This window comes from Actinomadura violacea (assembly GCF_017573465.1).
Taxonomy (GTDB): Bacteria; Actinomycetota; Actinomycetes; order Streptosporangiales; family Streptosporangiaceae; genus Spirillospora; species Spirillospora violacea.
Window position 1 is genome coordinate 200152 of record NZ_JAGEPF010000003.1, and the last position, 23509, is coordinate 223660.

Sequence of the window (23509 nt, forward strand, 5' to 3'; positions counted from 1 at the left end):
TACGTGCGGACGACGGCGATCACGGTGCACCCAGCTCTCTGTCGAGGAAGCCGAACACTTCGTCGGGCGTGGCGGATTGGAGCTCGACGTCGGAGTCCTCGGACCGTGCCTCGCCCTGCGTCTCGAGCCAGTTCGACAGCACGCCGCGCAGCCTCCGGGTGACGTCGTCGCGCAGGTCGCCGTCCGGGCCGAGCCCGGCTAGCGCGGCTTCGAGCCGATCCAGGTCGGCGAAGACCGAGGGAGGACCGGCCGCCTGGTCGGGCAGTAGCTCCGCGCGAAGGAAGCCGGCCAGGACGGCCGGAGCCGGGTAGTCGAAGACGACGGTCGCGGGAAGGTTCCGGCCGGTCACGGCGGACAACTGGTTGCGCAGCTCGACGGCGGTCAGCGAGTCGAAGCCCAGATCACGGAAGGCCCGGTCCGCCTCCACCGCCTCGGCGGACGCGTAGCCGAGAGCGATGGCCGCCTGCGCCCTGACCAGGTCGGTGAGCATCCGGTCCTGCTCGCCGCGCGGCATCCCGGAGAGCCGCTGGCGCAGCGCCGCGGCGGCGTCCTCGTCGGCTTCGCCGGCCGGGCCGTCCGCGGCGGAGAGCATCTCGGCGGCCTCCGGCAGGGTGGAGATCAGCGGGCTGGGCCGGCGCAGCGTGAAGACGGGCGCGAACCGGGACCAGTCGACATCCGCGACGGTCACGAGCCCTTCATCACCGTCCAAGACCTGGGCGAGTGCGCGGATGGCCAGGTCCGGATCCATCACCTTCACCCCGAGCCGCTGCAGCTGCCCGGCGCCCTCACCCGAGCCCATCCCGCCGCCGCCCCACAGCCCCCAAGCCACCGACGACGCTGGCAGGCCGCGCGACCGTCTGCTCTCGGCCAGCCCGTCGAGGTAGGCGTTGGCCGCCGCGTACCCCGGCTGCAGTGCGCTCCCCCACGTCGCGGAGACGGAGGAGAACAGCACGAACGCGTCCAGGTCGAGGCCATTGGTCAGCTCGTCGAGATGTGTCGCGCCCGCCGTCTTGGCCTCGGCGACGGCCGCCAACTCCTCGACGGTGGTCTCCTGCAGGGCGGTCGCCTGTCCCAGGCCCGCCGTATGCAGGACGGTGGTGAGCGGAGGTCCGTTCTGGGCGATCCTGGCCAGCGTCCCGGTGACCGCGGCGCGTTCGGTGATGTCGGCGGCGAGCACCTCGACGTCGGACCCCGCGGTGGCCAGGCCCGCGGCGATCTCCGCCGCGTCCGCTGCGTCAGGGCCCGACCTGCTGGCCAGGACGACCCGCGGCGCGCCCCTCCCAGCCAGCCAGTGAGCCACGCGGGCACCGATCGCCCCTGTGCCCCCGGTCACCAGCGCGCTCCCGCGCGGCTTCCACGTTCCGGCCTGAGGCCGCGGGGCTCGCACCAGCCGGCGGCCCATGATCCCGCCACGCCGCACCGCGGCCTGATCCTCACCGCATCCAGCGAGCAGCATGCACAGCCGCGCCTCAGCCTGTTCGTCCAGGTCGGCGGGCAGGTCGATGAGCCCGCCCCACCGGTCCGGATGCTCCAGGCCCGCGACGCGGCCGAGGCCCCACACCTGCGCCTGCACGGGACTCGCCAGCATCTCGTTCGGCCCTGCGGCGACCGCGCCCTGTGTCACCACCCACAGCGGAGCCTCGGCTCCCGCGTCCCCGAGCGCCTGCACGAGCACCTGCGTTCCGGCCACGCCCCTCGCCACCGCCGAATGCCCGGCCAGCGGCGCCTCGTCCAGCGCCAGCAGCGACACCACGCCGGCGAAAGATCGGCGGAGCTTGTCGGCCAAGTCGTCGCGATCAGGGGCAGCGTGACCGGGACGGGTCACGATGACGTCGGCGCCTCCAGCGACAAGCGCCTGTTCGACCTGCCGGGTCAGACCGTCAGCCATCCCATCGGCGGGGGCGACCAGGAGCCAGGTCCCGTCCAGCTCAGCCGCGTCGGGGTCGGGCACTGGCGTCCACGACACCCGGTACCGCCAGGCGTTGGTCACCGCGTCGGCCCGTTCCCGCTGCCGCCACGACGCGAGGACGGGAAGTACCTCGCTGAACGGGCGCTGCTCGTCCACTGCCAGCGTCTCCGCCAGCGCCCGCATGTCTCCGCCCTCGACCGCTGACCAGAACCGGGCCTCAGCCCCGCTGCTCCCTGTCCCGTCGCCAAGGTGGAGCGCTGCGGACTGCTTCGGCCAGTACTTCTGGTGTTGGAAGGCGTAGGTGGGGAGTTCTGTGGGTGTGCCGGTGGGGAGGAGGCGTGCCCAGTCGATCGGGATGCCGTGGGTGTGGGCGCGGGCGAGCGCGGTCATGAGGGTGTGGTCGGCGGGGTGTCCGGGGCGTTGGGTGGGGATGAAGACGCTCTGCTGGTCGTCGTTGAGTGCGGCTGGGCCGAGTGCCGACAGGGTGCCGTCGGGTCCGATCTCGATGAACACCCGAACACCCTGGGCAGCCAAGGTCGCTACTGCGTCGGCGTAGCGCACCGGCCGCCGTGCCTGCCCCACCCAGTACTCGGGGCCGGGCTCGGTGACCAGTTCCCCGGTCAGCGCCCCCGCCCACGGCAGAGCCGGTGGACTGTAGGTGAGTTGAGCGGCGATCTGGGCCAGCTCGTCCAGCACCGGGTCCATGCGCGGTGAGTGGAACGCATGGCTGACCCTCAGCCGCCGGACCCGCACACCCTGCTCGCGGAAGGTGTCGGTGATGTGGTCGACGGCGTCCTGGTCGCCGGAGATCACCACGGCCTGCGGGCCGTTCACCGCCGCGATCTCCGCCCCGGCCACCCCTTGCAGGGCGTTGAGCATGTCGGTTTCGCTGACGGCGACCGCGGCCATCGCGCCACCCTCAGGCAGCGCCTGCATCAAACGACCGCGTGCGGCGACCAGCCTGCACGCGTCCGGCAACGACACCACCCCGGCCGCATACGCCGCCGCGACCTCCCCCACCGAATGCCCAGCCACCGCGTCCGGCCGAACCCCACACGCCTCCAAGACGGTCAGCAGACCCGCCTGCACCGCGAACAAGCCGGCTTGAGCGAACACCGTCCAATCCGCCCGCGCCTCCGCATCCTCGCCGCGGCCAAGAACCACGTCCGCTACCGAGAACCCCAACTCCGCTTCCAGCAGGCCGCACACCTGGTCGAAGGTCTCAGCGAACACCGGACTGGCCTCATACAGGCCAGCGGCCATACCGGCACGCTGCGAACCCTGACCAGCGAACACAAACCCCACCCGCCCCGCGCCACCGGCAGGAACGACACCAGAGACCACCTCGGGCCGGGACTCCCCAGCGGCCACCGCCCCCAAGCCGGTCAGCAACTCCTCCCGCCCGGAGCCGGTCACCATCGCGCGATGCTCAAAAGCCGTCCGCGTCGTCGCCAACGACCAACCAACATCCACCGGAGCCACGCCCGGACGAGCCGATACGAACTCGGCCAGTCGCCGCGCCTGTGCCCGCAGACCAGCAGATGTCCGACCCGACACCAACCACGCCAGCGGCGCCTCGGTCAGCACCGGTATCGGGCTCTCCTCCGGGACGTCCGCAGGGTCCGGCGCGGGTGGCTCCTCGAGGATGATGTGCGCGTTCGTGCCGCTGATCCCGAAGGCAGACACCCCGGCTCGGCGCGGATGGCCGTTGGCGTGCCAGGGCATCGGTTCGGTGAGGAGCCGGATGTGTCCGGTGGACCAGTCGACGTGCGGGGAGGGCTCGTCGGCGTGCAGGGTCCGTGGCAGTTCGTTGTGCTGGAGCGCCAGTGCCACCTTCATGACGCCGGCTATGCCGGCGGCCTGCTGGGTGTGTCCGAGGTTGGATTTCACCGACCCCAGCCACAGTGGACGGTCCTCGGGCCGCTCCTGCCCATAGGTGGCAAGCAAGGCCTGCGCTTCGATCGGGTCGCCCAGCGATGTGCCGGTCCCATGCGCTTCCACCACGTCCACATCGGCAGCCGACAACCCCGCGCTCGACAACGCCGCACGTATCACCCGCTGCTGCGACGGACCGTTCGGAGCGGTGAGACCGTTCGACGCGCCGTCCTGGTTGACCGCGCTGCCGCGGATCACGGCGAGGACCGGGTGCCCCAGACGCCGCGCGTCCGAGAGGCGCTCCACGAGGAGCATCCCGGCGCCTTCGGCGAGTCCCATGCCGTCGGCGGACGCGGAGAACGCCTTGCATCGGCCGTCCGCCGCGAGCGCTCCCTGCTGGGAGAACCCGGCGAACTCCTCCGGCGCGGACATGATCATGACTCCGCCGGCCAGGGCGAGGGAGCACTCGCCGGACCGCAGCGCCTGGCACGCCAGGTGGAGGGCCACCAGGGACGACGAGCACGCGGTGTCCAAGGTGACTGCGGGACCTTCCAGGCCGAGTGTGTAGGACACTCGGCCGGAGATGACGCTCGGGACGTTCCCGGTGAGCAGGTGGCCTTGGGAGTTCTCGAATCCGGCGATGTTCCCCACGTATCCGGATGGGGCGGCCCCGGCGAACACCCCGGTCGGGGAGCCCTTCAGCGACCGAGGGTCGATGCCCGCCCGCTCCAGTGCCTCCCAGCACACTTCGAGCAGCAGCCGTTGCTGCGGGTCCATGGCGAGGGCCTCGCGCGGGCTGATCCCGAAGAAGGCCGGGTCGAACTCCGAGGCTCCCGTGACGAAGCCGCCCTGCCGCACGTGGGACGTGCCGTCCTGGGCGGCGCCGTCCAGTCCTGCCAGGTCCCAGCCGCGGTCGGCGGGGAAGCCGGAGATGGCGTCGCGGCCGGTGGCGAGCAGGTCCCAGAGCTGGTCCGGGCCGGTCACGCCGCCCGGATACCGGCAGCCCATCCCGACGATCGCGATGGGCTCTCCCGTCGCCGCGGCCTGGACGGGCACGGGTGCGGCCGCCTCAGATGTCCCGAGGAGCCTGGCCACCACTTCGCGTGCGAGCGCCAGCGTGGACGGGTGGTCGAACACGACGGTGGACGGCAGTCGCAGCCCTGTCGCGGTGTTCAGCCGGTTGCGCAGCTCCACGGCGGTGAGGGAGTCGAAGCCCATGTCCCGGAACGCCCGGCCGGGCTCCACCGCGTCGGCCGATCCGTGGCCGAGGACCGCGGCGACGTGCGCCCGTACGAGGTCGACGACCGTGTGTTCCCGCTCGGCCGGCGACGCGCCGGTCAGGCGGGCGGCGAGTTCGCCGGCTCCGCTCGCGGTCTCCTCCGGTGCGTCCGCGGTGAGCTGGACGACCTCCGGGATCCGATCCAGCAGCGGCCAGGCCCGCGCAGCCGTGAACACCGGGGCGAACCGTGGCCAGTCCACGTCCGCGACGATCAGGAACGCCTCGTCGTCGGCGAGCGCCTGTGCCAGGACGGTCAGCGCCCGATCGGGGTCGAGGAAGCGGACGCCCTGGCGGAGCAGGCGGGTCGGCGCCACGCTGCGCGGCACCTCGACGTCCAGGTCGGAGCGGTCGCCGCCGCCCCACACGCCCCACGCGACGGAGGTCGCGGGCAGGCCGCGGGCGCGGCGGTCGAGGGCCAGCGCGTCCAGGTGCGCGTTGGCCGCCGCGTACACGCCGTGGTCGCTGACACCCCAGGTCGCGGCGATGGAGGAGAACAGCACGAACGCGTCCAGGTCCCGGCCTGCGGTCAGCTCGTCCAGCCAGCGGGCACCGGCCGCCTTGGCGCCGAGGCCGTGCGCCAGCTCGTCCGGACCGGTCTCCTGGAGCGGCAGCAGGTCCACCGCGACCGCCGCGTGGAACACCGAGGTCAGCGCCGGGCCGACCGCATCGGCCCAGGCCAGGAGGCCCGCCACCTGGTCCCGTTCGGCGATGTCGCAGGCCACCGAGCTGACTCGGGTCCCGGCCTCCGCGAGCTGCGCGGCCAGGCGCGCCGCGCCTGGGACGTCCGGGCCGGAGCGGGTGGCGAGGACGACGTGCGGGGCGCCGAGCCGTCCCAGCCATCGGGTGAGGTGCGGGCCGACCGACCCGCCGGCTCCGGTCACCAGCACCGTGCCGCGTGGTGTCCAAGGCTCGCCGCGTCCCTCGCCGGGCACGGCTCGCACGAGGCGCCGGGCGGTGATCCCGGACGGCCTGACCGCGACCTGGTCCTCGCCGCAGCCCGCCAGCGCCGCGCACATCCCGGCCGCGGCGCGCTCGTCCCACACCGGCGGCAGGTCGATCAGCCCACCCCACCGGTCCGGATGCTCCAGGCCCGCGACGCGGCCCAGTCCCCATGCCTGCGCCTGCGCTGGACTGGCCGGCGCCTCGTCCGGTCCGGTTCCCACCGCGCCGCGCGTGATGACCCACAGCGGTGCGACGACGTCCGCGTCGCCGAGCGCCAGCACCAGCGCCAGCGTCCCTGCCAGGCCCCCGGTCACCGCCGACGCTCCCGGCATGATGCTCTCGTCCAGCGCGAGCAGCGACACGACCCCTGCCACCGACGGGCCGGGCTGGTCGTCGGAGGCGAGCACCTGGGTGATCTGCCGGGTGAGGGCCGCCCGGTCCGTGGTCGCGGGGTCGGCCTCGACGAGCAGGACGCTGACACCACGGTTGGTCAGCGCCTGGACGACTCCGTCCTCCGCCGCTCCAGCGGCCGTCACGACCAGCCATGTCCCGGACAGGACGGCCGGGGCAGTTCCGGTCACGGGGCTCCAGGAGATGCGATAGCGCCAGGCGGCCGTCCCCGCGTCGTCCGTTCCGTCAGGTTCGCCGTCCTTGCGGAAGGCGCGAGAGCGGCCGGGCAGGAGATCCTGCGAGACCTCCAGCCAGTACCGCTGATGCCGGAAGGCGTACGTCGGCAGATCCACCCGGCGTCCGGCGGGTATCACGGCGGTCCAGTCCACGGTCGTCCCGGACACGTGCGCCTCGGCGAGCGAGGCCAGGAACCGGTCCGCGCCGCCGTCGTCGCGGCGCAGCGTCCCGATCGCGGTCGCGGGCGCGCCGGGTGCGTCCTCGCCTGCGGCGGCCTCCAGCGTGTCGGTGATCGCGGACGTGAGCACGGGGTGCGGAGAGACCTCCACGAACGCCCGGTGCCCGGCCTCCCCCAGAACCCGGACCGCCCGGTCGAACTCGACGGGCGCCCGGAGGCTGCCGTACCAGTACGCCGCGTCGAGTTCGGGACCGTCCACGAACTCGCCGGTCATCGCCGACACCATCGGCACCCGGGACGGAGTAGGAGCGATTCCCGCCAGTTCGGCGAGAACCTCCTGCTCGATCGCCTCGACCTGCGCGCTGTGGGAGGCGTAGTCCACCGGCAACAGCCGGGTCCGCACGCCGTCGGACGCGCAGGCGGCGGCGAGTTCGTCCAGCGCCGAAGGCTCGCCGGACACCACCGTCGCCTCGGGCCCGTTCACCGCCGCGACCGACAACCGCTCGCCGAACTCCGCCAGCCGCTCCCGCACGCGGGAAGCCGACTCGGCGATCGAGAGCATCCCGCCGCGGCCGGCGAGGACCGTCAGCGCCTTGCTGCGCAGCGCGACGACCTTCGCCGCGTCCTCCAGCGACAGGATCCCCGCCACGCACGCCGCCGCGATCTCGCCTTGCGAGTGCCCGACCACCGCGTCCGGCCGGACGCCCGCCGCCTCCCACACCGCCGCCAGCGACACCATGACCGCCCAGAGCGCGGGCTGAACGACGTCGGCCGTTTCCAGCCCGGGCGCACCGTCGGCTCCGGCGAGCACGTCGTGCAGCGACCAGTCCGCGTAAGGCGCCAGCGCCGCTGCGCACTCGGCGAGCCGCGCCGCGAACACGGGTGACGACGTGGCCAGCTCCCGCCCCATCCCGGTCCACTGCGAGCCCTGGCCGGGGAAGACGAACACCACCCGGCCGTCGTCATCGCCGGACGGCACGATGCCGGTCACGGTCCCGCCTGCGGGCCGGCCGGTCGCGACGGCGGCCAGTCCCGCCGCGAGCTCGCGCCGATCGGTTCCCATCACCACGGCCCGGTGCTCGAACACCGACCGCGTGGTGACCAGCGACCATCCGACGTCCGCCGGGTCCGGCTCGGGCCGCGCCGCCGCGAACTCCCGCAGCCGGCCCGCCTGCGCCGCCAACCCGTCGGCCGTCCGTCCCGACATCACCCACGCCGTCACGCCGTTCCCGAGGACCGTCCCGGCGGGGCCGGTTTCGGGTGCCGCGATGCCGCCCGGGGCCTCCTCGACGATGATGTGGGCGTTGGTGCCGCTGACGCCGAAGGCGGAAACACCCGCTCTGCGCGGATGGCCGTTGGCGGTCCAGGGCAGCCGCTCGTTGAGGAGTTCCACGCGTCCCGCCGACCAGTCGACGTGCGGGGACGGCTCCTCCGCGTACAGGGTGCGGGGCAGTTCCTCATGCCGCAGCGCCAGCACCATCTTGATGACACCGGCTATGCCAGCAGCTGCTCCGGTGTGGCCGATGTTCGACTTCACCGACCCCAGCCACAGCGGCCGGTCGCCGGGACGGCCCTGCCCATACGTCGCGAGCAGCGCCTGCGCCTCGATCGGATCGCCGAGCGTCGTACCGGTGCCGTGCGCTTCGACGGCATCGATATCGGCGGTCGTCATCTGGGCGTTGGCCAGCGCGGCCCGGATGACCCGCTGCTGCGAGAGACCGTTGGGGGCCGTGAGCCCGTTGGACGCGCCGTCCTGGTTGATCGCGCTACCCCGGATGACGGCGAGGACTTGGTGCCCGTTCCGCTGCGCGTCCGACAGCCGCTCGACCACAACGACGCCGGCGCCCTCGGCCCATCCGATGCCGTCCGCCTCCGCGCCGAACGCCTTGCACCTCCCGTCGGCGGCAAGTCCCTGCTGTTTGGAGAACTCCGCGAACGCTCCCGGAGTCGCCAGGACCGCCACGCCGCCCGCAAGCGCCAGCGTGCACTCGCCCGTCCGAAGCGACTGGCAGGCCAAGTGCAGTGCCACCAGCGACGACGAGCACGCCGTGTCCACCGTCACCGCGGGACCTTCCAGGCCCAGCGTGTACGCCACCCGACCGGAGATCACCGCCGTCAGGCCGCCGGTCAGCAGATAGCCCTCCGACCCGCCGGCCCCGTCCACAGCACCGACGCCGTAGCCCGACGATGCGGCCCCCGCGTACACGCCGGTGGCGGACCCGCGGAGCGAACCTGGCTCGATGCCCGCCCGTTCGAGAGCCTCCCAGGACGTCTCCAGCAGCAACCGTTGCTGGGGGTCCATGGCCAACGCCTCGCGCGGGCTGATCCCGAAGAACCCCGCGTCGAACCCGGCCGCGTCGTACACGAAACCGCCTTGACGCGTGTACCCGTTGCCGTCGGACGAGCGGTACAGCTCCTCGATGACCTCCCAGCCACGGTCCTGCGGGAACCCGGAGATGGCATCGCGTCCGGTGGCGAGTAGATCCCACATTTCCTCGGGGCCACCGACGCCGCCCGGGTATCGGCAGCTCATCCCGACGATGGCGATCGGCTCGTCGGAGACCGCGGCCACTACCTGCACCGAGCCGGTGGACACCGGGTCGCCCAGCAGCTCGCTGCGCAGCAGCCCCGCCACCGCGCGTGCGGTCGGGTAGTCGAACACGAGCGTGGACGGCAACGACAACCCGGACACGGTACGCAGCCGGTTCCGCAGCTCCACCGCCGTCAGCGAATCGAACCCCAGCTCCTTGAACGCCCGGCCCGGCTCCACCGCGTCCGCTGAGGCATGGCCGAGCACCGCCGCCGCTTCAGCTCGAACCACATCGACCAGCAACCGGTCCTGATCGGCCCTCGACAAACCCGCCAACCGCTGCACCAGCGGCGACTCCGCGCCGTCGACCACCACCGCCCCGGCCGACGCCAGCACCTGCCCGACCTCCGGCAGGCTGGAGATCAGCGGACTGGGCCGGTGCAGGGTGAAGACAGGGGTGAACCGGGTCCAGTCCACGTCGGCGACGGTCACCGGGCCTTCCCCGGCGTCCAGCACCTGCCCTAGGGCGCGTACGGCCAGGTCGGGGTTCATGACCCGCATCCCGAGGCGTTGCAGCTGGTCTCCGCCTTCACCAGAGCCCATACCGCCGCCGCCCCACAAACCCCACGCCACCGACGACCCGACCAAGCCTCTTGCTCGCCGGCTCTCCGCCAGAGCGTCCAGGAACGTGTTGGCCGCCGCGTAGGCCGACTGGCCACCACTGCCCCAGGTCGCCGCACCCGAGGAGAACAGCACGAACGCATCCAGATCCAGGTTCGATGTCAGCTCGTCCAGCAGCGCCGCACCCGTGGCCTTCGCCGACAGCACGGCGGCCAGTCCTGCCGTCGTCGTGTCGTCCAGCGTCGAGCCCTGCCCGGCACCAGCGGCATGGATCACCGACGTCAGCGGCGGCCCGCTCCGGCCGATCCACGCCAGCAGCTCGGCCACGTCGGTTCGCCGCGAGATGTCACCGGCGACGACCTCCACGTCAACGCCCGCACTGGCCAGTGTTGCCGCCCGGGCCGCCATGTCCACGGCCGCCGGACCCGACCGGCTCGTCAGCACCACCCGCCGGGCGTCCCGGCCCGCCAGCCAGCGGGCGACATGCCCGCCGACCGCACCCGTCCCGCCGGTCACCAGCACGGTGCCGCCGGGCTTCCACGCGTCCCGGACGCGGGGCCGCGGAGCCCGCACCAGCCGCCGGGCCAGCACGCCGGACGACCGGACGGCGACCTGGTCCTCACCGCATCCGGCGAGCACCCCGCACAGCCGCGCGGCGACCCGCTCGTCCCACACCGGCGGCAGATCGACCAGACCGCCCCAGCGGTCCGGATGCTCAAGGCCCGCGACCCGGCCGAGCCCCCACACCTGCGCCTGCACCGGGCTGGTCAGAACCTCGTTCGCTCCGGCCGCCACGGCTCCCTGCGTCGCCACCCACAGCGGCGCTTCGACCTCGGCGTCGCCGAGCGCCTGCACCAGCGCCTGCGTTGCCACCAGCCCCGCCGTCACCGCCGGACGGCCGTCGACCAGCGCCTCGTCCAGCCCGAGCAGCGACACGACGCCTTCAACCGGGGCGGCGGTCTGCGGTTCCGTTGACGCGCCGTCGGCGGTGGCCAGGGCGAGGCGGATCTGGTCGGCGAGTAGGGCCCGGTCCGCCGTCGCGGCGGGGACGCGCACGACGGCGACGTGGGCGCCGCGGGTCGTGAGGGCTTGGACGCAAGCGTCCGGCAAGGCATCGAGAGCCGGCTCGGACGGCAGCACGGCCAGCCACGTCCCGGAAAGCGGCGACTGGGCGGCTTCGGCCACCGGCGCCCAGGTGATGCGGTAGCGCCAGCCGACGGTGGTGGACTCGTCCCGTTCGCGCCGCCGCCATGTCCTCAAGGCGGGGAGCAGGTCGGCGAGGCGCCGCTGATCGTCGACGGCCAAGGTGGCGGCCACCGCCGATACGTCGCCGCGCTCGACCGCCGTCCAGAATCGTGCCTCCGCCGCCGATCCGGTGCCGTCCGCACCGGCCAGCAGGGCGGGGGCGGCCGCGGGCACCGGCCAGAACCGCTGGTGCTGGAAGGCGTAGGTGGGAAGGTCCACCTGGCGCCCGGTGGGCAGGACCTTCGTCCAGTCCACGCTTCTTCCGGACACGTGGGCATCAGCCAAGGAGACCAGCAGACGGTCCGGGCCCCCGTCGTCGCGGCGCAGCGTAGCGAGCACTACGGGCGGCTCGCTCTCGACGTCCGACGCCGCGAAGACGTCTTCGAGCGTGTCGGTGATCGCGGCGGTCAGCACCCGATGCGGCGAGACCTCCACGAACACCCGGTGCCCGGCCTCGCCCAGGGCCCGGACGGCTCTGTCGAACTCGACGGTCGCGCGCAGGCTCGCGTACCAGTACGACGCGTCCAACTCCAGACCGTTGAGGAACTCACCGGTCATCGCCGAGACCATCGGTATCCGGGTCGGGCTCGGAACCACACCCTCCAGCGCCGCCACGATCTCCGACCGCAGACCCTCGACCTGGGCGCTGTGGGAGGCGTAGTCGACCGGCAGCAACCGTGTCCGCACCGACTCGGCCTCGCACGCGGCGGCCAGTTCGTCCAGGGCTTCCGGCTCACCTGACACGATCGTCGCCGCGGGTCCGTTCACGGCTGCGATCGACAGCCGTTCGCCCCAGGCTGCCAGCCGCTCCCGCACCTTCGCCGCGTCCTCGGCGACCGACAGCATCCCGCCACGGCCGGCGAGGACGGTCAGTGCCTTGCTCCGCAGTGCCACCACCTTGGCGGCGTCCTCAAGCGACAAGATCCCGGCCACGCAGGCGGCGGCGATCTCACCTTGCGAATGCCCGAGCACCGCATCCGGGCGAACCCCGGCCGCCTCCCATACCGCCGCCAGCGACACCATGACGGCCCACAACACCGGCTGCACAACATCAGCCGTCTCCAGGTCGGGCGCCTTGTCAGCCCCGGCCAGCACGTCCTGCAGCGACCAATCGACGAATGGCGCGAGCGCGTCCGCGCACTCGGCCAGCCGCGCCGCGAACACCGGAGACGACGCCGCCAGCTCGCGTCCCATGCCGATCCACTGCGACCCCTGACCAGGGAAAACAAAGACCACCCGGTCGCCGCCGCCGGCCGGTACCGTCCCGGACACCACTCCTGCCGCTGGGCGTCCGCTGGCCAGATCCGACAGTCCGGCCAGCAATTCCTTCCGCTCGCCGCCGAGGACGACGGCGCGGTGCTCGAACGCCGACCGCATGGTGACCAGCGACCACCCGACGTCGGCGGGATCCAGTTCCGCATGCGTCGCCATGTGCCCGGCAAGGCGCCCGGCCTGTGCCGCTACACCGGCGGGCGTGCGCGCCGACACCACCCATGCGGTGGACGCATCGGAGTCCAGCACCTTCGGCGCCTCGGACTCCGGTGACACGGAGTCGTCCCCGGACGGCTCTTCGGGCGCTTCGGCGACGATGACGTGCGCGTTGGTCCCGCTCATTCCGAACGCGGACACTCCTGCGCGCCGTGGTCGTCCGTTAGTGGGCCAAGAGGCGGGCGAGGTCAGCAGGGACACCGCTCCGGACGACCAGTCGACGTGCGGGGACGGCTCGTCCACGTGCAACGTCCGCGGCAGTTCCTCGTGCTGCAGGGCCAGCACCATCTTGATGATCCCCGCCACGCCGGCGGCCTGCTGGGCGTGCCCGATATTGGACTTCACCGAGCCGAGCCACAGCGGGTTGTCTTCGGGACGGTCCTGCCCGTAGGTGGCCAGCACGGCTTGGGCTTCGATCGGGTCGCCCAGCGTCGTGCCGGTGCCGTGCGCCTCCACCGCGTCCACATCAGACGCCGACAACCCGGCGCTCGCCAACGCCGATCGAATCACCCGCTGCTGCGACGGGCCATTCGGAGCCGTGAGCCCGTTCGACGCCCCGTCCTGGTTGACCGCACTGCCTGCCACCAGCGCCAACACCCGATGTCCGTGGCGCCGGGCATCCGACAGCCGCTCGACCACCAGCACGCCAACGCCCTCGGCCCATCCGGTGCCGTCCGCAGCCCCGGCGAACGACTTGCACCGGCCGTCGGCAGCCAACCCCTGCTGCCGGGAGAACTCCATGAACGTGCCGGGCGTGGCCATGACCGTGACGCCGCCGGCCAGCGCGAGGGAGCATTCCCCCGACCGCAGCGCCTGGCAGGCCAGATGCAACGCCACCAGCGACGACGAACACGCCGTGTCGACCGTGACGGCAGGCCCCTCCAGCCCGAACGCATACGACACCCGCCCGGAGATCACGCTTCCCGCGTTGCCGGTGGCGAGGTGCCCTTCCAGGCCGCCGGTGCCGTTACCGGCGAGCAGCAGCCCGATGTCGTACCCGGACGAGGACGCTCCGGCGAACATCCCGGTCCGCGAGCCGCGCAGCGAACGCGGGTCGATGCCCGCCCGCTCCAGCGTCTCCCAGCACACCTCCAGCAGCAGCCGCTGCTGCGGGTCCATCGCGAGCGCCTCGCGGGGGCTGATGCCGAAGAAACCCGGATCGAACTCGCCCGCATCGTGCAGGAAGCCGCCCGCCTTGACGTAGGAGTCCTCGCCCGCCCCGGAGCCGAAGGCCCCGTCGCCGTCCCAGCCCCGGTCGGCCGGAAACCCGGAAATCGCATCGCCGCCGGTGGCCAGCAGCTCCCACATGTCCTCGGGGCCGCCGATCCCGCCGGGATAGCGGCAGCCCATGCCGACGATGGCGATCGGCTCGTCCGCCGCCGCAGTGACCGCGACCACCGTGCCGTCCTGGTCGCCCAGCAGTTCGTCGCGCAGATGCCGGGCCAGGACGGCCGGGGTCGGGTAGTCGAACACCAGCGTCGCGGGCAACCGCAGGCCGGTGACGTCCTGCATCCGGTTGCGGAGCTCGACCGCCGTGAGCGAGTCGAACCCCAGGTCGCGGAAGGCCCGCTCGGCCTCCACCGCGCCCATCGAGGCGTGTCCGAGGACGGTGGCGGCCTCAGCGCGGATCAGCTCGGTCAGCAGCCGATCCTGCTCGGCGCGCGGCAGGCCGGTCAGGCGCCGGCCCAGCTCCAGGTCGGCCTCCGGCGCCGCCGGACGGTCCGCGGCGGCGGCGAGCGCCCGCCGCACCTCGGGCAGCCCGGCGATCAGCGGGCTCGGCCTGCGCAGAGTGTAGGCGGGGACGAAGCGGTCCCAGTCGACGTCGGCGACCGCGACCGGTGCCTCGTCGGCGTCCACGGCCTGGGCCAGCGCCCGTATCGCCGGCCCGGGGTCCATCGGCCGGAGCCCGAGCCGCTGCAGCTGGACGCCCGTCTCCCCGTCGCCCATGCCTCCCCCGCCCCATGGCCCCCAGGCGACGGAGGTCGCGGCGAGCCCGCGCGCCCTGCGCTTCCCGGCCAAGGCGTCGAGGTAGGCGTTGGCCGCCGCGTAGCCGGGCTGCCTGCCGCTACCCCAGGTGGCGGAGATGGAAGAGAACAGCACGAACGCGTCGAGGTCGAGGCCGTCGGTCAGTTCGTCCAGGTGCGCCGCGCCCGCCGTCTTGGCCTCAGCGACGGCCGCCAGTTCCGCGAGGTTCGTGTCCTGGAGCGCGGTGCCCTGTCCTAGGCCCGCGGTGTGCATGACCCCGACAAGCGGCGGTCCGTCCGCCGCGATCCGGTCCAGAAGCCCGGCGGCCTGGGCGCGCTGCGCGATGTCGCAGGACACCATCTCGACCGTGCTCCCCCGTCCGGCCAGCTCGGCGGCGAGCGCCGCGGCGCCGGGAGCGGCGGCGCCCGACCTGCTGGCCAGCACCAGCCGCGGAGCGCCCCGGCCGGCCAGCCAGCGAGCCACATGCCCGCCGATCGCGCCGCTTCCCCCGGTCACCAGCACGCTGCCGCGCGGAAGCCACGCGCCGCCGGAGCGCGGCAGCGGAGCCCGGGTGAGCCGCCGCGCCAGGATCCCGGCGGGCCGGATCGCCGCCTGGTCCTCGCCGCAGCCCGCCAGTAGCGTGCGCAGCCGCACGCCGGCCCGGTCGTCCAGTTCAGCGGGCAGGTCGATGAGCCCGCCCCACCGGTCCGGATGCTCCAGGCCCGCGACACGGCCGAGGCCCCACACCTGCGTCTGGGCGGGACTTCCCAGCACCTCGTCCGGCCCTGCCGCGACCGCGCCCTGGGTCAGCACCCAGAGCGGAGCCTGTACGTCCAGGTCCCCGAGCGCCTGCACCAACGCCTGTGTTCCCGCAAGCCCGTGCGACACGGCCGGGAACCCGGGCACCGCCGACTCGTCGACCGCCAGCAGCGAAACGACGCCTGCCAGACCGGTCCCGTCATCCGTCGCGTCCTCGCGGAGCACCTGGGCAAGGTGGGCGGCGATGGACTCGCGGTGCGGTTCGCCTGCGGGAATCTCAGCCCGAACGATCCGGGCGCCCCTGCCGGTGACGGCCCGTGCGCACTCGTCCGCCAAGCCCTCGGCCACCCCCGCCGGGACGACGAACAGCCAAGCACCCGACAGCGGAGCAGGATCCGGCTCGGTGATCGGCACCCAGGACGCCCGATACCGCCAGGACGCCGTCGCCGACCGGTCGCGTTCCCGCTGCCGCCACGACGCCAGGGCCGGAAGCACCTCGCTGAACGGACGTTGCTCGTCCACTGCCAGCGTCTCCGCCAGCGCCCTTGCGTCACCACCCTCGACAGCCGACCAGAACCGGGCCTCGGCCTCGCTGCTCGCGCCGTCCCCGCCGCCCTGCGTGCCTGGCAGGTAGGCCGCAAGGCCCTGCGGCCCGTCCGGCCAGTACTTCTGGTGTTGGAAGGCATAGGTGGGCAGTTCGGTGGGTGTGCCGGTGGGCAGGAGGCGTATCCAGTCGATCGGGACGCCGTGGACGTGGGCGCGGGCCAGCGCGCCCAGCAGCGTCTGGTCCGCGGGGTGTCCCGGGCGTTGAGTCGGGATGAAGAAGCCCTGGCTCTGGGTGTTGTCGAGTGCACCCGGTCCCAGTGCCGACAGGGTGCCGTCGGGCCCGATCTCGATGAACACCCGAACACCCTGGGCAGCCAAGGTCGCTACTGCGTCGGCGTAGCGCACCGGCCGCCGCGCCTGCCCCACCCAGTACTCCGCACCAGGCTCGGTGACCAGTTCCCCGGTCAGCGCCCCCGCCCACGGCAGAGCCGGTGGACTGTAGGTGAGTTGAGCGGCGATCTGGGCCAGCTCGTCCAGCACCGGGTCCATGCGCGGTGAGTGGAACGCGTGACTGACTCGCAGCCGCCGGACCCGCACACCCTGCTCGCGGAAGGTGTCGGTGATGTGGTCGACGGCGTCCTGGTCGCCGGAGATCACCACGGCCTGCGGGCCGTTCACCGCCGCGATCTCCGCCCCGGCCACCCCTTGCAGGGCGTTGAGCATGTCGGTTTCGCTGACGGCGACCGCGGCCATCGCGCCACCCTCAGGCAGCGCCTGCATCAAACGACCGCGTGCGGCGACCAGCCTGCACGCGTCCGGCAACGACACCACCCCGGCCGCATACGCCGCCGCGACCTCCCCCACCGAATGCCCAGCCACCGCGTCCGGCCGAACCCCACACGCCTCCAAGACGGTCAGCAGACCCGCCTGCACCGCGAACAAGCCGGCTTGAGCGAACACCGTCCAATCCGCCCGCGCCTCCGCATCCTCGCCGCGGCCAAGAACCACGTCCGCTACCGAGAACCCCAACTCCGCTTCCAGCAGGCCGCACACCTGGTCGAAGGTCTCAGCGAACACCGGACTGGCCTCATACAGGCCAGCGGCCATACCGGCACGCTGCGAACCCTGACCAGCGAACACAAACCCCACCCGCCCCGCGCCACCGGCAGGAACGACACCAGAGACCACCTCGGGCCGGGACTCCCCAGCGGCCACCGCCCCCAAGCCGGTCAGCAACTCCTCCCGCCCGGAGCCGGTCACCACCGCGCGATGCTCAAAAGCCGTCCGCGTCGTCGCCAACGACCAACCAACATCCACCGGATCCACGCCCGGACGAGCCGACACGAACTCACCGAGACGTCGTGCCTGCGCCGCCAGCCCACTCGCGGTCCGCCCGGACACCGTCCAGGCCCACGGCGCCTCGGTCAGCACCGGTGTCGGGCTCTCCTCCGGGACGTCCGCAGAGTCCAGGGCGGGCGGCTCCTCAAGGATGATGTGCGCGTTCGTGCCGCTGATCCCGAACGCCGACACCCCGGCCCGCCGCGAACGACCACCACCGACCCACGACACCGGCTCCGCCAGCAAACGCACCGCACCCGACGACCAATCCACATGCGGCGACGGCTCGTCCACATGCAACGTCCGCGGCAACTCCCCGTGCTGCAAAGCCAGCACCATCTTCATCACGCCGGCCACGCCAGCGGCCTGCTGGGAGTGCCCGAGGTTGGACTTGATCGAGCCCAGCCACAGCGGACGGTCCTCAGGCCGGTTCTGCCCGTAGGTGGCAAGGAGCGCCTGTGCCTCGATCGGGTCGCCCAGCTCGGTGCCGGTGCCGTGTGCCTCGACCGCGTCCACGTCGGCAGCCGACAGTCCGGCACTCGCCAACGCGGAACGGATGACGCGCTGCTGCGACGGCCCGTTCGGAGCCGTCAAACCATTCGAGGCGCCGTCCTGGTTGATCGCGCTGCCGGTCACTACGGCAAGGACGGGGTGTCCGTTGCGGCGGGCGTCGGAGAGTCGTTCGACCAGCAGCATTCCGGCGCCTTCGCCGAGTCCCATGCCGTCCGCGTCGGCGGAGAACGCCTTGCATCGGCCGTCGGCGGCCAGGACACGCTGCCGCGAGAACCCGACGAACCCGGCGGGCGACGCCATGACCATCACGCCACCGGCCAGGGCGAGCGAGCACTCGCCGGACCGCAGCGCCTGGCAGGCCAGATGCAGGGCCACCAGCGACGACGAGCACGCGGTGTCCAGGGTGACCGCAGGCCCTTCCAGCCCGAGCGCGTACGACACCCGCCCGGAGATGACGCTGCCGGCGTTTCCGGTGATCAGGTGCCCTTCGAAGCCTTCCATCCCGGCGGCATGCCCGAGGTATCCGGACGGGGACGCCCCGGCGAACACGCCGGTCTGGCTTCCCTGCAAGGTTTCGGGGGCGATGCCGGCACGCTCGAACGCCTCCCATGACAGCTCCAGCAGCAGCCGCTGCTGCGGGTCCATGGCGAGGGCCTCGCGCGGGCTGATCCCGAAGAAGCCGGGGTCGAAGTCGACGGCCTCATGCAGGAAACCGCCCTGGCTCGCGTACGAGGTGCGGGTGCGGCCGGGGTCGGAGTCGAACAGCCCCTCGGTCTCCCAGCCTCGGTTCGCGGGGAACCCGGAGATGGCGTCGCCACCGGACGCCAGCAGTTCCCACAGCCGGTCCGGGCCGGTCACGCCGCCGGGGAAGCGGCAGCTCATCCCGACGATGGCGATCGGCTCGCCGGGCGCGGCGGCGCTGACCTGGATCGGCGCGGTCTCCTGCGGCGTGCCGAGCACCTCGGTGACGATCTCGCGGGCCAGCAGCACGGCGGACGGATAGTCGAACACGACGGTGGACGGCAGCCGCAGCCCGGTCGCGGTGTTCAGCCGGTTGCGCAGCTCAACGGCGGTGAGGGAGTCGAAGCCCATGTCCCGGAAGGCGCGGTCGGCCTCGACCGCGTCGGCCGAGGCGTGACCGAGGACTGCGGCGGCGTGGACTCGCACCAGGTCGGCGACGATCCGCTCGCGCTCGGCGGGGGTGGCCCCGGCGAGCTCGGCGGCCAGTTCCCCGACCTCACCGGACACCTCCCCGGCCGCGGGCTCGGCGGTCGCGAGCCGGGCCACCTCGGGGATCTCGTCCAGCAGCGGCGCGGGACGGGCGGCGCTGAACACGGGGGCGAACTTGGTCCAGTCGACGTCGGCGACGGCCAGGAACGTCTCGTCGTCGGCGAGCACCTGGTCGAGGGCGGCCAGCGCCGGAACGGGGTTGAGGAACCCCATGCCCTGCCGCAGCAGCCACTTCACGATCTGCGGCAGTTCGTCGTCCAGTTCGCCAGGCTCGCGGGTGTCCCAGACGCCCCATGCCACGGAGGTGGCGGGCAGGCCTCGGGCGCGGCGGTCGAGGGCCAGCGCATCCAGGTGCGCGTTGGCGGCCGCGTAGGCGCCGTGTTCGCCGCCGCCCCAGGTCGCGGCGATCGAGGAGAACAGCACGAACGCGTCCAGGTCCCGGTCGGCGGTCAGCTCGTCCAGCCAGCGGGCACCGGCCACCTTGGCGCCCAGCGCAACGCCCATCTCGGCCAGGTCGGTGGCGTCCAGCGGCATGAGGTGCACCAGGTTCGCGGCGTGCAGCACCGAGCTCAGCGCGGGACCGGTCGCGTCGATCCGGTCCAGCAGTGCCGCCACCTGGTCCCGTTCGGCGACGTTGCAGGCGATCATGCTGACGGCGGAGCCGGACTCGGCCAGCTCGGCCGCGAGCCTCGCCGCGCGCGCCGAGCCGGGGCCGCGCCGGCTGGGCAGCACCACATGGGAGGCTCCCGACCGGGCCGCCCAGCGGGCCAGATACGGCCCGACGGCGCCGGTCGCGCCGGTCACCAGCACGCTGCCGCGCGGCATCCACCGGCGGTCGCCGCCGCGCCGCGGCACGGCCCGCACGAGCCGCCTGGCCATGATCCCGGACGGTCTGAGCGCGACCTGGTCCTCGCCGCAGCCCGCCAGCACCCGGCACAGCCGGACCGCGCTCCGCCCATCGAGGACCGCCGGCAGGTCGATCAGGCCGCCCCACCGGTCGTGGTGCTCCAGCCCGGCGACCCGTCCCAGGCCCCACACCTGCGACTGGACGGTGCTCGCCAGCCGCTCGCCGGGGCCGACCGCGACGGCGCCCCGGGTGAGCGCCCACATCGGCGCCCCGATCCCCGCGTCGCCGAGCGCCTGCAGCAGGGTCAGCGTGCCCGCGACGCCCGCGGTGACCGCCGGATGGGCGGGCACCGGCTCCTCGTCCAAGGCCAGCAGTGACAGGACCCCGGCCGGGGAGGTCGCGTCCGCGCCGTCCGCGCGTTCCCCGGTCAGCAGTGCGCGCAACCTGTCCGCGAGGGTGCGCCGGTCCAGGTCTTCGGCGGCGAGTTCGGTGACGATGACGTCGGCGCCACGGTCGGCCAGCGCCCGCACGCACGCGTCCGCCAGTTCCCCTGCCGCGCCTCCTGCCGGGACCACCGCCAGCCAGGTCCCCGACAGGACGGGCTTGCCGGACTCGGCCACCGGCGTCCACGACACCCGGTACCGCCAGCCCTCCAGGACCGACTCGTCCCGTTCGCGCTTGCGCCAGGACGCCAACGCCGGCAGTACCTCGCGTAGCGGCTGCCGATCGTCCACGGCGAGGGCCGCTGCCAGCGCCGCGACATCGCCGTCCTCGACGGCCGCCCAGAAGCGGGCCTCCCCCGCCGATGGCGGGGCCTCGCCGTCCGCGCCGGTTCCTGAGAACGCCGGGGACGGCTTCGTCCAGTACCGCCGCCGCTGGAACGCGTAGGTCGGCAGTTCAACCTTGTCGGACGCGGGAAGGACGGCCGTCCAGTCGATGTCCGTCCCGGATACGTGTGCTTCGGCGAGCGAGGTCAGTAGCCGGTCGGCGCCGCCGTCGTCGCGGCGCAGCGTCCCGATCGCGGTGGCTTCATCGTCGAGCGCGTCGGTGATCGCCGACGTCAGCACGGGATGCGGGGAGGCCTCCACAAACACCCGGTGTCCGGCCTCGCCTAGGACGCGGACGGCGCGGTCGAACTCGACGGTCGCGCGCAGGCTCGCGTACCAGTACGACGCATCGAGTTCGGGGCCGTCGAGGAACTCGCCGGTCATGGCCGAGACCATGGGTGTCCGGGCCTGCGACGGTGCGATGCCCTCCAGGACGTCCAAGATGTCCTGCTCGATGGCCTCCACCTGGGCGCTGTGCGAGGCGTAGTCGACGGGCAGCAACCGCGTCCGCACCGACTCGGCCTCACATGCCGCGGCCAGTTCGTCCAAGGCGTCCGGCTCGCCCGACACCACCGTCGCGGCCGGACCGTTCACCGCCGCGACCGACAGCCGCTCACCCCATTCCGCCAACCGCCCCCGCGCCTTGCCGGCGTCCTCGGCAATCGACAGCATGCCGCCGCGACCAGCAAGAACGGTCAGCGCCTTACTCCGCAGCGCCACCACCTTCGCCGCGTCCTGCAGCGACAAGATTCCGGCCACGCAGGCGGCGGCGATCTCGCCCTGCGAATGCCCGACCACCGCATCCGGCCGAACCCCGGCCGCCTCCCACACCGCCGCCAGCGACACCATGACGGCCCACAACACCGGCTGCACGACGTCAGCGGTCTCCAGACCGGGTGCGTCCTCAGTACCAGCCAGCACGTCCTGCAGCGACCAATCAACGAACGGCGCGAGCGCGTCCGCGCACTCGGCCAGCCGCGCCGCGAACACCGGAGACGACGCCGCCAACTCGCGCCCCATGCCGATCCACTGCGACCCCTGACCAGGGAAAACAAACACCACCCGGCCACTGCCGCCTGTGGCCGTGCCGTTCACTGCGCCCGCTGCAGGTCGGTCCGCCGCCAGCGCGGACAGCCCGGCCGTCAACTCGTCGCGACCGTTGCCGACGAGCACGGCACGGTGCTCGAACACAGACCGCATCGTCACAAGCGACCACGCCACAGCAGCCGGATCCAAACCAGGCCGCGCCTCCACGAACTCACGCAGCCGCTCCGCCTGGCCGGCCAGCGCCTCGGCGCTGCGTCCCGATACCACCCACGCTGACGTGGGCACATCGTCCGCCAGGACGGGCACCACGGGCTCGGCGGTGGGCTCCGGGGTGGGCTCTTCGTCTTCGGCAGGGGCAGCGTCCGGTGCGGGGGCCTCTTCCAGGATGGCGTGCACGTTGGTGCCGCTCATCCCGAACCCGGAGACGCCGGCCCGCCGGGGCGTGTCACCCGATGGCCACGGCACCGGCGTGTTCAGCAGCCGGACGTCTCCGGCCGACCAGTCCACGTGCGGGGACCGTTCGTCGGCGTGCAGCGTCCGCGGCAGTTCCTCATGGCGCAGCGCCAGCACCATTTTGATGATTCCGGCGACTCCGGCGGCGGCCTGCGCGTGCCCGATGTTGGACTTGATCGACCCGAGCCACAGCGGCCTGTCGTCCGAACGGTCCTGCCCGTAGGTCGCCAGCAGCGCCTGCGCCTCGATCGGGTCGCCGAGTTCGGTGCCGGTCCCGTGCGCCTCGACCACGTCCACCTCGGACGCCGACAGCCGCGCGTTCGCCAGCGCGGCCCGGATCACCCGCTGCTGCGACGGCCCGTTCGGCGCGGTCAGGCCGTTGGACGCGCCGTCCTGATTGATCGCGCTGCCCCGCACAACGGCCAGCACCTGGTGGCCGTTGCGGCGGGCCTCCGACAGCCGCTCCAGGACGATCATGCCGACGCCCTCGGCGACGCCCATGCCGTCGGCGGACGCGGAGAACGCCTTGCAGCGCCCGTCCGAGGCTAAGCCGAGCTGGGTGCTGAACTGGGTGAAGATGAACGGCGCGGTCAGCAGCGTCACCCCGCCGGCCATCGCGAGCGAGCACTCCTCCGACCGCAGCGACTGGCAGGCGAGGTGCAGCGCCACCAGCGACGATGAGCAGGCGGTGTCCACGGTGACCGCGGGACCCTCCAGCCCGAGGAAGTAGGCGACCCGGCCGGAGATGATGCTGGTCGCGGTTCCGGTCAGCAGATGGCCGTCCAGCTCCGGGTCCATGCCGGGCCCCCAGCCGTAACCCGACAGCGCGGCGCCGGCGAACACGCCGGTCGAGGAGCCGCGCAGCGACCGGGGATCGATGCCCGAACGCTCCAGCGCCTCCCAGCACACCTCCAGCAGCAGCCGCTGCTGCGGGTCCATCGCGAGGGCCTCGCGCGGGCTGATCCCGAAGAAGCCGGCGTCGAACTCCCCGGCGTCGTAGATGAACCCGGCCTTGCGGGCCGCGAGCTGCTCCGAGTCCGGGTGCGGCAGGTCGTCGAGGTCCCAGTCCCGGTCCTGCGGAAGGCCCGCGATCGCGTCGGTCCCGGTGGCGAGCAGCTCCCAGAGCCCGTCCGGATCGTGGACGTCACCGGGGAAGCGGCAACCCATCCCCACGACCGCGATCGGCTCGTGCCCGCGCTCCTCCACCTCGTGCAGGCGCCGCCGGGCATCGTGCAGATTGGTCGTCGCCCACTTCAGGTAGTCACGCAGAGTCTCTTCGTTTGCCACGAG

The 23509-nt window shown here is 73.0% G+C and carries 1 protein-coding gene; it reads right to left on the reverse strand.

Annotated elements, in window-relative coordinates; translation table 11 throughout:
- Window positions 1–19: 19 nt before the first annotated feature.
- Window positions 20–23506, reverse strand: a complete 23487-nt coding sequence (locus J4709_RS05095) for a type I polyketide synthase (protein WP_208237436.1) — start codon at window positions 23504–23506, stop codon at window positions 20–22.
- Window positions 23507–23509 lie beyond the last annotated feature (3 nt).